This is a genomic window from Piscibacillus salipiscarius JCM 13188, from assembly GCF_001311865.1.
In the GTDB taxonomy this organism is placed as follows: domain Bacteria; phylum Bacillota; class Bacilli; order Bacillales; family Alkalibacillaceae; genus Piscibacillus; species Piscibacillus salipiscarius.
The window spans coordinates 1-11,760 of sequence record NZ_BBCD01000039.1; the positions used below are offsets into that span (position 1 = coordinate 1).

The window sequence follows — 11,760 nt, forward strand, 5'->3', positions numbered from 1 at the left end:
GAAAAGAACCTAGCCACATACGGCCAGGTTCTAGCATTATGATAATTTAATTGCAACGACCTTAGGTTCAGTCATCTTTTCAATGGAAAAGCGGACTCCTTCACGACCTAAGCCAGAACTTTTAACACCACCGAAAGGCATTTCATCAATTCGATAGTCACTGGTGTCATTTACCATTACACCACCACATTCTAAATGCTGAACGGCATAAATGCGTGATCTAAATTTTTGTGAAAATACCTGCCTGTAAACCGTATTCCACATGATTTGACTTTTCGATGGCTTCTTCTAATGAATCGACGGGAAAAACAGTTACTACAGGACCAAAAATTTCTTCATTTACAATTTTAGTTGAATCAGGAACATCTGCTAAAATGGTTGGCAAATAATAAGCCCCATCCCTTTTCCCGCCTGTTAGTACTTTACCACCTTTCTCAACCGCATCTTGAACCCATTCTTCAACACGCAAAGCTTCTTTTTCGGTAATTAACGGTCCGACATCTGTTTCGTCGGAGAGTTTATCACCAACCTTTAATGCATTAGTTTGAAACACCATTTTCTTAACAAAACTCATCATATACTTGACGTTCTACGTATATTCTCTGAACTCCAATACAGTTTTGACCTACAGCTCCAAACGCGCCAGAGACACATGAGGAAACCGCATCATCTAAGTCACTATCACTTAAGACAATAGCTGGTGAATTTGAACCTAGCTCCATTCCAATATGTTTAATACCAGATTGTTCGGCTACTTTTTCACCTGTATTCAGTCCTCCAGTGAAGGAAACCATCTTAACCGCTGGATGCTGGACAAGTGTTTCTCCTAGATCCTTACCAGACCCTGTAATGACGCTTAACATTCCTTTTGGTAATCCTGCCGCTTCAAAAGCATCAGCAAGTAGTAACGCACTTAATGGTGTAACAGAGGCTGGTTTAACTACGATCGCGTTACCAGCAGCAAGGGCAGGACCTACTTTATGAGCAACTAAATTTAATGGATCATTAAATGGTGTAATCGCCCCAACTACTCCAACTGGGAAACGATAATAATACCCTAATCGGTTTTCACTGCCTTCATTTTGGTCAAAATTAATCGTCTCACCTTTTAGGCGCCTTGCTTCCTCAGCACTTATTTCCAAAGTTTGCATAGCTCTTTTCACTTCTCCGCGGGCTTCAGTTATCGTTTTACTACCTTCTGTTGCGATTGTTTGGGCGTAAAGTTCTTTATTTTCATTCATGTATTCTACTGCGGCCTCAGAACTTTTATTCGCTCGTGAGTCGGCCAGTTTTTATTGCGTTTAAATGACTTTTCAGCTTCATCAATTGCCCTTTTCATATCTTCCTTTGTTGATAAAGGAACATGAGCAACTAATCTGTTATCTTGTGGATCATACACACCAAATGTTTTAGCAGCGTCAACCCATTTACCTGCTAGTAACATTTTTTTCAGCTTTCACTTGTAGTTGTTTCACTTAATCACCTCACGATACACTTATTTTTTGATCGACTTGATAAGCGTGAATCAAATCAATTAATAAAGAAAATCCGGTTTCCTTAAGGCCAGCCCCAGCTCCTGTTAACATAATTGGACCAGATAAATCACATTCATATAAAATAGCATTGGTAGCTCCTTGAACACTTGCAAGTGGGTGGGTCGCGTCAATTTTCTCAGGGCCAACTCTTACTTCAACACCTTGATCGGTCTTTCTAATTCTTGCTAGAAGCTTCCAACGTTTATTTTCGTTTATTGCACTTTGAATCATTTCGTCCGTCAGATCAGCTATTCCCGTGCAAGGAATATCAAGAGCATTCACTTTCTCCCCCCATAACGTAATGGGATAAGATAGCTGCCTTATAACGTACATCATAGCCTTCAATATCACTCGTAGGATCAGCTTCGGCATAACCGAATTCTTGTGCTTGTTTTAACGCTTGATCAAACGATAGCCCTTTTTCCATTTCAGTTAAGATGTAATTCGTCGTGCCGTTAAGAATGCCAACCACTTCATAAATATCGTTACCCATGAGGGTTGTTTTAGGAAGTCTTAATGCTGGTGTTCCGCTCATAACCGTTCCTTCAAAACCAAAGAAGCAACTATTTTCGTTAGCAACGGCTTGTAATTCTTCTAATTTTAGAGCAACTGGACCTTTGTTAGTCGTTACGACACTTTTGCCGTGTTTAAAAGCAGCTTCACAATGATCAATCGCTGGTTGACCTGTTTGAACATCCGTAAACGTCACTTCAACAATTAAATCAGCATTGGTGTGCTTTATAGTCTCTAAACTATCAAGCCCATATTCTTTCGCATTTGGATAAGCGTCTACTCGCCCTTCCTCACGAACAGCTGTAAGCAATTGAGGAATGTTTAATCCATCGGGATCATATGCAGCACCTTTCATCATATCGGATACCGCAACAACAGTTGCGTTTAGACCATATTGTTTGGATAATACTTCTTTTTGTCTTCTAAAATTTCAGCAAGTGCCTGACCGACACCGCCGAAACCAACAAATGCTATTTTCATCAAACCCCTCCTTACTTTGCTAAGACATCTTCAGGTAATGATGCAAAAGCTTGCTCTAAATCTGCAATTAAATCATCAAGATCTTCAACACCTGCTGAGTATCGAACGAGACCTTCTGGTATTCCCATCGCCGCTCTTTCCTCAGGTGTACATTCTACGTGACTTGTTGTACGTGCTGGACCTACAATTGTCTCAACAGCTCCAAGGTTTGCTGCTCGATTTGCATATTTAAGTTTAGGAAGTAAATGACGGACGGTTTCCATTCCGCCTTTTACTGAAAAACTTAACATACCTCCAAAGCCTCGCATTTGCTTATTCGCAATATCGTGACCTGGATGACTCTCTAAACCTGGATAAACACATCATCAACAGCATCCACTGTTTTCAAATACTCAGCAACTTTTGTGCATTGTAATTCTGGCGCTCAATTCTTAAATGAAGCGTTTTCATTCCACGTAATAATAAATAAGCCGCCATTGGATCTAAGGTTGCTCCATTAATTTCACGATAGTGATAAATTTGTTCAACTAAATCCTCACGTCCACAAACCACTCCACCTAAAGCATCTGCGTGACCTCCTAAGAACTTCGTGGCACTATGAATGACCAAGTCAACTCCAAGTTCAATAGGATTTTGGTTAATTGGGGTTGCAAACGTATTGTCAATAATCACTAATGCACCAGCTGCACGACCTGCTTTGACCATTCGTTCTATGTCTGTAATCTTAACCGTGGGGTTTGTTGGCGTTTCTAAATAAAGAACTTTACATCCTTTTTCTACTTCCTTTTCAATCGCTGCATGATCACCTGTGTCACATAACTCAACATGTATTTGTTGCTTAGGTAAAAATTCTGTAAAAATTTTATTTGTACCGCCATACGTATCCTTGATGGATACGATTCGGTCGCCTGGATACAAAAAGGTCGCAAGTGTATTACTAATGGCCGCCATTCCCGTTGAAAAACTAGTAGCAGCTTCAGCGCCTTCTAAAATCTTAACTTTGTCTTCAAAAGCCTGAACAGTTGGATTCGTATTACGTCCATAAATGTGCCCTTCCTTCTGACCTGTTGCAACTTCAAACCATTCATCCATGTCGTCATAACCAAAGGATACGCTATGCACAACTGGTACTTGAGTTGCACCATGTACTAATTGATCTTTCTCTCCTGCCCAGAGTGCCTGTGTTCCCAATTTCTTTTCATTCATCATCTTAATCTCCTCCTAACTAATAATTCCATCGCTACCATCAGGCATTTTAAATGGACTTTGAATGAGTAATTCCCTTGGATAATTCGTAAACATTTCAACACCTGTATTCGTCACTCTAAATGATTCACTCATTTCTAAACCATAATGATCTAACCAAATCCCAGGAATAAAATGAAAGGTCATATCTGGTTGTAATATCGTATGATCGCCTTTTCGTATGCTTGCCGTGTGCTCCCCCCCAATCAGGCGGGTAGTTTAACCCCATGGAATAACCTAGTCGTGATTCCTTCTCAATGCCGTATCTTCGCGTTGCCTTTCGCCAAGCTTCTTCGAGTTCCTCCAACACCACTCCCGGTTTCACGATCGACATGACTTCATCAATACCTTCAGCTACGATTTCAGCAAGACGTTCGAGTTTTTCTGAAGGTTGCCCTATATGCGCTGTTCTCGCTAAAGGACAATGATAACGTTTATAACAACCCGCTAGTTCAACAATGACGGAATGATCTTCTTTAAAGTACTGATCGCTCCAGGTGAGATGTGGTGTTGATGTATTTTCCCCGGTTGGAAGCATCGGCACGATTGACGGGTAATCCCCACCATGTTCTTCAGTGCCCCTTACTAATTCAAAAAGATACTCGCAGCTGCATCACATTCGCGGGACCCTGTGTGAATACTATTTAGTCCCGCAGTCATGGCTTGCTCAGCGATTCTAGCAGCGCGGCGAATATACTCTATCTCTTGAGGCGATTTAATAATTCTCACCCAATTAACTAAACTAGTTGCATCTTTAAATGTTGCATTAGGCAATTTTTTCTTTTAAACGTCAAATGCTTTAGCTGTAAAATAATACTGCTCTTTCTCAACACCAATAGAACGGTTCCCCTGACCAATTTGTTCTAATATTTCAGCGATGAACTCCATTGGATGATACTCCATTGATTGAACATAATAATCTGGGTAGGCCATCGTATTCTCGTCGTACATCCAAGTTTTGGCCTTGGCCCCTGGTGCATCCATATAGCGCCCAATCCAGATAGGCTGAGGTTCATCAATAATCACAATTAACATCTGGTGGACATAAAATGACCACGCATCATAACCAGATAAATAATTCATATTGGCCGGATCGGTAATAAGCAGAACCTCTATCCCTTTCGCTTCCATACTTCTTTTTGTTTTTTCAAGTCGTTTCTGATACTCCAATATGTCAAAATCCAACACCTTTACATCCTCCCTTCACCTAATGACTGAATTTTTAGATTTCTTATTATTATTGTACGTAGACAGAAGCTCAAATGTAATGTTCAAAGTGTATGAACTTTTTTTGTTTAGGCTTTATACAATTTGTAAAATTAAAAAACAGCTCGCCACGACGAGCTGCTTTACTCCTTAAATTGATTCAACATCCATAGCCTTACGCTAAACTCTAATAAAAACGAATCATCAGCATCGACTAAAGATAATTTTGTTAATTTCTCAATATTTCTCAGGCGATACAATAGTGATTGTCTGTGTAGATTTAGTGCCCTAGCAGTTTGGCTAACGTTCCCTTTATATTTTGGTAAGTCATAAATGTCTGGATTAAATCCGTTTTTCGCTTTAGATCATAATCAACTAAAGGTTCTAAAATCTCTTGTACATGCTTTACAACTTCCCGGTCGTGAGTAAGTATCAGCAATAATCGGTTCACTCTCGTCTCTTCAAAAAATGTTCGCTCACCAAATCCGTACTGACGAGTGTGAATATCTAAAGCCGTCCTTGCCTGCTGGTAACTTTCGTAAAATACGTTACCATCTCCTCTGTGAAAACCGACTCCCCATGCAAAATCTAAATTCGTCAGCTGATCGTGTAGCCTCCTTTCGACCATATCCAGAAAATGATTAACGTTCTCTTGATAAGCAAAATCATCTGTTTCTAGAAAAATAATGACCTCACCATCATCAAATGTTGACATCGTTTTACGTCCAAGCTGCTGACTAGCATGCGTAATTTCCTTTTGAACATAATAGTTCAAACTATGTAGTGATGACTGCATTGAACGATCATTTTCATGTTCTGCAATGTCAACGGTTTGAAAATCACCCACCATACACGCATAAGATTTGGCCAAATCATATCCTAATAATTCGCCTTTAGATAAGATTTTGGTTGTCAGTTCCTGTTTTTCCTTTGCTAGATCCAAAATAAAATTATCTTTTAACCTTATTTCCGTCGTTTCAATCGCATTTTCAGTTAAAAAATATAAAGCACATGCAGTTAATCCATGTTCCAGTGCATTCATCGTTAATCTTGATAAATCCTTAGAATGTTCAGGTTTGAATAATAAATATCCTTGCCTTTTATCATTCGAAAAAATACTTAGCTCATAACAGGTCTTATCATTAACATAATATTGATCTAAGTGATGATACAATGGATGTTCCTCTAATGGAACTTCAGGTTTATCTAATTTTTTATTTCACCTTGAGTATGACCATTCAATACTTTTATTATTTCAGGGTCAAATTCATAATTAGCTCGGACGATCTGTCTCTGGTCACTGATCGCAACAGGAATATTAATATTATGATGTAAGAGCTCGAGTATATCTTTCAAAGATCCACCACTAAGCACACAATCAGTCAGCTTCTGCCTTAATTGTTCTGCTTTTTCACGCTCCCACTCATTCTCGCGATTAATCGCATCTATAACTTCTTGAATAATATCAGAAAATCGAATCTTCCAAGGAATTTCAATTAAAATAAAATCAGATTCCTCTGCTATCTCAACCACACGTTCTGGTACATTTAAAATGTGCCTGCCAGTTGAGATTGTTAATGCCGAAGCTCCTGATTGGATCACATCTTGAACAAATTTTTCAAATAAAATGGGGTCGTCTGCACATCCAATCCCTGTCGTTAATACAAACTCATGCTTACGCACAAAATTTTCTACGGGAACTTCCATTACAGATACCCATTCAACAGTCGTGTTTTTTAAATGCTTATGACCAGCAATGACATTAGCATCCTCCATAACCTTTAAGTCCACTATGTCTTCCATGACTATACCCATTCTCATCACCTATCAAGTCTGACATCACTATAATTTTATTATAATGATGCCAAATGAATACAGTCAATTTAGAATTTTAAGAAATTTTGTCTAATTCAAGTATTCGTTTTTCTTTTGTTCAAAATAATGGAGGTCTAATGGCTTTAAACTCGAGATATTAAAATTAGCTCTTAAATATTGATATAACTCCCTGATCATCACTTGTACACTTGGACGACTATTTTCCCCGATTAATATTAACGTGTCCATCAACACAAAAGAATAGATACATCTTCATCCATACAAATGATAATTTGATAAAAAGACTGGTATAATATATCTTTTAATTGACGTTGTTTTGAAACGACTCTAATCTTCCCAGCTTCAGTGTAAACGAGATGTTCTTTATGATATCGTGTTATCATTAATAGTATTTTTCCTAAATGTTGAATACAATCAATTGCTGTATGTGGGTCATTAATGCCTGATGAGATAGCCCTAAGTGCAATTTCTTCTAATTTTTGAATCGTATATTGAACATCCTCACTTGCATTTCGTTCACTCCCTATTGTAAAGGCATCAATTAAATCGTGTGGCGACTTTTTCTCTTCTCTATGATAGACGACTGCAAGCGGCGTATCATCAATGACAAACCGACCGATTTCCTTCGTCATCACCACGATCAAATCATGTTCTTGAGCCACTTCGTACAAGCTTTCGTAATCGATAATTTGTAAATAACCATACCTTGGACTTCTCAACTCAGTCTTGTAGGAATAAGACTGAGGTATTATAGGTTCATCGAGCTCCTTAATGTAATCTGTTTGATCAACTTTCTTATGAAACTCTTCTAGGTTATTCTTGGCTTCTTCAGTGATACTCGTGATTAAATTCGAAACTTGTATAAACGTTGCAACATGCTGAATAAAGAAGGCAAAGAATCCCAAACAAATAATCGATAACGCAACAGAGAACGCAGCCGCAAGAATCTGCTTATCTGGTTGTTCAACGTGCAAAAATAATAAACTGATGATTGAATATAAAAAACCTCCCATGAACACACCTAAAACCGTTAATGTTCTCTGATCTGTTAGAAAGTTTTGGAGTGTTCTTGGAGAGAACTGTGACGAATAAGTCGTAAGAACAATCATAATTGTTGAAAACGTAATAGTGGTCATTGTTAATAAGGCACCTGCGATCACGCCTAAAATGTCTTTACCAAGCTCTGCGTCAGTATAGAGTATTTCAGGTATATATTCATCTAGATAATTAATCCGATCATAGTCTATAAACATAATCAGCAGTGTCAGCAATAGAGCGACTAGACAATAAACAACCGGAATGACCCAGACACTGTTTTTTAACTTCAAAATAATTTTTTAATCAAATTCAACCACTTCTTTTATTATTATTTAAGCTCTAGTTTAACTCGTGATTCATAAAACATGACTATATTGGGTTGATTTAATTAAATAACAAAAGATGATTCCTGTTGTTACAGAAATCATCTTACATAATTAATCTCTTTTAATTATCTAAGCAATTGGTTCTTTACGGAAATCATTTGTACTAAAGCCATAAAATTCAGGCGCATCACTGATATGTTTCATTTTTTGAATTCTATGTGGTAAAGGTGGATGAGTAGAAGTTATATGACTTAACCATATAAAGAAGCCTCCCTCCATCCTTTGTTGACTAATATACTCTTCGAGGTTGACCTGATCATATAAATATTTACCTGAGGCTAAAATCATAAGTGCGTTAATTGAAGCATTAATGTTTCCAGTATATATAGCTGCCATACGATCACATGTATATTCACATGCTCGTGAGTAAGCTTTGCCCAAAAATGGCGTATACATGGCTGGTAACAATAGCGTGTTTTTAGTGACGTGTCTTCGCTTTACATGAGCTAATTCGTGCGCAATGATAAATTCTAATTCTTCATCATTACCTTGTTCAATTATTTCAACAATGTCAGAGTACAAAACGACAAAGTTTCTACCAAAAAACTTAGTAGCAAATGCGTTTAATAAACCACCTGATTGTATAATAAATACATCTGGAACTTTAATGAGTCCCATGTTATTCGCTATCTCTCTTGTACGATGAGCTATCTTGGGAAATTGCTTCTCAGTAACCTTCACACCATTATTACGGATATTAGCAATAAATAATCCATTAATAATGAAAGAAACCAATAAATTAACAATAAATAAGGAATTCCTATAATGGAAATTAGTAATATAAAATATACAAAAATACTATAGATGACTGATATAACGAAATATGTAGTTTCGTTACCGTGAACTAATCTTTTATTCATTGTTTCACCTCCCTCTAAAAAATATATCGGCAAGAACTAAAACATTTACACAAAGACTTTGTGAAGTTATCACCGATTCTTTCAATAATTTCCAGATATAGTTTAACATTAAAAACTAAAATTTTGTATTGAATTTTCAAATTACAATAACAAAAAAAGCACTCGGCCCAAGCCGAATGCTTTATATACTTTATTTTACATTCTCTAACATAAACCAATAATGAGCTAGAGTTTCCATCCCTTTATCAAAGTTTTCTAAATGGAAATGTTCATTAGGTGCGTGTAAGTTTTCATCTGGAAGACCAAAGCCCATGAGCACCACTGGAACTTGTAAAATACGATCAAGCTCAGCAACAATTGGAATCGAGCCTCCACCACGAATATAAGCTGTTTCTTCGTTATAAACTTTCTCGTAAGCTTTCGCAGCTGTTTGAATAACTGGGTGATCAAACGGCGTAACGTAAGGTTTACCCTTATCAAATGGCGTTACTGAAACGTTAACCCCTTTTGGAGTATTTTTCTCAACGTGTTTGGTTAATTGCTCAACAATTTTTTTCAGGATCTTGATCTGGAACTAACCTACAAGTAATTTTAGCAGCCGCTTCAGACGGTAATACAGTTTTAATCCCTTCACCTTGGAAACCGCCATAAATACCGTTTATTTCAAGAGTTGGTCTTACTGAGGTCCTCTCAACATAAGAGTAACCTTCTTCACCCGTGAGCTCTGGTACATCTAAATCCTGACGTAATTGCTCTTCATTAAATGGTACATCTGCAAGAGCTTTACGCTCCTCTTCAGATAACTCAGGAATTTGATCATAGAATCCATCTACTAATATTTTGTTATTTTCATCACGGAAAGAATCTAGAATTTTGACTAATGCATGAATAGGGTTCATGACACCTCCACCATACTCACCTGAATGCAGGTCACCTTTTGCCCCTTTAACATCAATCTGAATTCCAGCTAGACCGCGTAATCCGTATGTAATCGTTGGCTTACCCTTTTCAATTAATGCCGAGTCAGAAACAACAATTAGGTCAGCCGCCAACATTTCCTGATGTTCCTCGCAGAATTTAGGAAGTGTCGGGCTACCGATTTCTTCTTCCCCTTCTATTAATACTTTGAAGTTAACTGGAGGTGTATCGACTGTTTTTAATACAGCTTCCATTACCTTCATATGCATGAATACTTGACCCTTATCATCAGTTGCTCCGCGAGCATATAATTTATCATCACGGATGGTAGCATCAAACGGCTCTGATTCCCATAATTCGACTGGGTCAACGGTTGTACATCGTAATGGCCGTATATTAATACAGTTGGAGCATTAGGGTTTTTAATAACTTCACCATATACGACGGGCTTTCCATCAGATGGCATGACTTCAGCTTGATTAAAACCACTATTTAAGAGGTCTTCTTTTACCCACTCGGCAGCTTTCACTACATCATCATGATGTTCAGACAAAGCGCTTATACTAGGAATAGCTAAAAATTCTTTTAATTGATTAAGATGTTCTTCTCGATGGTCTTTTAAATATTGAATGACTTGTTCTTGCATATTGATTAGCTCCCTTCATTAAAATAATCTATTAAGACTAATCTTATCACTTACTATATTTCAATTCATTAATATGACTCAAAGTTTTGAATAAAATGTTATAATCATTTAGAAAGGTATATATGTATCATAAAATAATAATAATACCAGCTCGTAAACTTTGGATGAAAATGATAAAACTCATCCTAATTTTAATATCTATAATATTGGTCTATTCACTTGCGTTTTACATTTTATATATTAAACCTCAGCCAAATGTCTCACAACAATCCATACTAGAACCTGATCATGATGGTCCACTCGTTATTGCGCACAGATCTGGAGATTTAATTGCGCCAGGAAACACAATGACAGCCATAGAAAAATCAGCAGAACTTGGAGTGGATATGATTGAGCTCGATATTCATATAACAAAAGATGGACATTTGGTTCTCATGCACGATCCATCAGTGGATCGTACAACAGATGGTTCGGGGTTAGTTGCCGAATTGACGTTAGAAGAATTCCAAATGCTTGATGCAGGCTTTCATTTTATAGATTTGAACGGAGAATATTCCTTTAGAGGGCTTGGTGTATATAAACCAACTTTGGAAGAAGTTTTTAAAGAATACCCTAACTTGAATTATATGCTTGAAATTAAACATACAAACCCTCCCAAATTATATGGAGATATAGCATTTAAACTATGGGAATTGATTCAAGAGTATGATATGCAAAACCGCGTGTTAGTTTCATCTTTTGACCAAGAAATTATCGATAGATTTAATGAATACTCAAAAGGAAAAGTTGCCTTAGGAACTGGAGAACAGTCAGCGTTTAACTTTATCATAACCAACAAACTTTGGGCTCGGAACCTTTTTTAAACCAAGAGGACATGCCATTCAATTACCTTTAGAAAATAAATATTTTGATTTTTTTACTGACGAAGTCATCGAAGGTGCTCATAGATTAGGAATGGATGTTCATTACTGGACCGTTAATGATGAAGAAACGATGAGAAAATTAGTCGATGCTGGAGTTGATGGAATTATCACAGACCGTCCTGACTTATTAATAGATATATTAGAAGAAAAAGGATTAAGATAAACCCTTGCTTA

General features: G+C 37.2%; 9 protein-coding genes and 4 pseudogenes. 2 read left to right on the forward strand and 11 right to left on the reverse strand.

The genetic code is table 11. The features are described from left to right. Positions 1 to 36: 36 nt before the first annotated feature. The 11 genes and pseudogenes from JCM13188_RS16750 to JCM13188_RS16785 form a co-directional block, all read right to left on the reverse strand. A pseudogene (locus JCM13188_RS16750) lies at positions 37 to 1,444 on the reverse strand (aldehyde dehydrogenase family protein). A gap of 40 nt (positions 1,445 to 1,484) precedes the next feature. Next, entirely contained in the window at positions 1,485 to 1,817 is a 333-nt protein-coding gene (locus JCM13188_RS21570) for a hypothetical protein (RefSeq protein ID WP_369405117.1), read from the reverse strand. Next, positions 1,804 to 2,406: a hypothetical protein gene (locus JCM13188_RS21575; protein ID WP_369405118.1), complete on the reverse strand. Its 603-nt coding sequence runs from the start codon at positions 2,404 to 2,406 to the stop codon at positions 1,804 to 1,806. Before JCM13188_RS21575 ends, JCM13188_RS21570 begins: the two co-directional genes overlap by 14 nt. Before the next feature lie 133 nt (positions 2,407 to 2,539). Further along, positions 2,540 to 3,734 (reverse strand): annotated as a pseudogene (locus JCM13188_RS16760) (cystathionine gamma-synthase family protein). 15 nt (positions 3,735 to 3,749) lie between these two features. Then, positions 3,750 to 4,958: pseudogene (locus JCM13188_RS16765) on the reverse strand (M24 family metallopeptidase). Between the two features lie 164 nt (positions 4,959 to 5,122). Continuing rightward, positions 5,123 to 5,314 (reverse strand): helix-turn-helix domain-containing protein, encoded by a 192-nt coding sequence (locus JCM13188_RS21580; protein WP_369405119.1) that lies wholly within the window; start codon positions 5,312 to 5,314, stop codon positions 5,123 to 5,125. Further along, a complete protein-coding gene (locus tag JCM13188_RS19910; protein ID WP_279402042.1) occupies positions 5,260 to 6,153 on the reverse strand; it encodes a PucR family transcriptional regulator in 894 nt (297 codons plus the stop codon). The genes JCM13188_RS21580 and JCM13188_RS19910 overlap by 55 nt, the downstream gene beginning before the upstream one ends. Before the next feature lie 32 nt (positions 6,154 to 6,185). Further along, positions 6,186 to 6,782, reverse strand: a complete 597-nt coding sequence (locus tag JCM13188_RS19915; RefSeq protein WP_279402043.1) for a PucR family transcriptional regulator ligand-binding domain-containing protein — start codon at positions 6,780 to 6,782, stop codon at positions 6,186 to 6,188. A gap of 260 nt (positions 6,783 to 7,042) precedes the next feature. Then, complete coding sequence (locus JCM13188_RS16775) at positions 7,043 to 8,143, reverse strand: DUF2254 domain-containing protein (RefSeq protein WP_054755009.1); 1,101 nt, start codon at positions 8,141 to 8,143, stop codon at positions 7,043 to 7,045. Positions 8,144 to 8,308: 165 nt separating this feature from the next. Then, positions 8,309 to 8,974: a M48 family metallopeptidase gene (locus JCM13188_RS16780; RefSeq protein WP_279402044.1), complete on the reverse strand. Its 666-nt coding sequence runs from the start codon at positions 8,972 to 8,974 to the stop codon at positions 8,309 to 8,311. A 315-nt stretch (positions 8,975 to 9,289) separates the two neighbouring features. Beyond that, a pseudogene (locus JCM13188_RS16785) lies at positions 9,290 to 10,663 on the reverse strand (dipeptidase). Positions 10,664 to 10,827: 164 nt separating this feature from the next. On the opposite strand from JCM13188_RS16785, the gene JCM13188_RS16790 reads away from it, so the two are divergent. Beyond that, positions 10,828 to 11,526 carry a glycerophosphodiester phosphodiesterase family protein gene (locus JCM13188_RS16790; RefSeq protein ID WP_279402045.1) on the forward strand — a complete coding sequence of 233 codons (699 nt, stop codon included), beginning with the start codon at positions 10,828 to 10,830 and terminating at the stop codon, positions 11,524 to 11,526. A 16-nt stretch (positions 11,527 to 11,542) separates the two neighbouring features. Continuing rightward, complete coding sequence (locus JCM13188_RS19920) at positions 11,543 to 11,749, forward strand: glycerophosphodiester phosphodiesterase family protein (RefSeq protein WP_369405120.1); 207 nt, start codon at positions 11,543 to 11,545, stop codon at positions 11,747 to 11,749. Positions 11,750 to 11,760 lie beyond the last annotated feature (11 nt).

Bases quoted from the DNA above. Each gene is read 5' to 3' on its own strand.
- JCM13188_RS21575 (WP_369405118.1), bottom strand. From the start codon at position 2,406: ATGATGAAAGGTGCTGCATATGATCCCGATGGATTAAACATTCCTCAA.
- JCM13188_RS19915 (WP_279402043.1), bottom strand. From the start codon at position 6,782: ATGGAAGACATAGTGGACTTAAAGGTTATGGAGGATGCTAATGTCATT.
- JCM13188_RS16790 (WP_279402045.1), top strand. From the start codon at position 10,828: ATGAAAATGATAAAACTCATCCTAATTTTAATATCTATAATATTGGTC.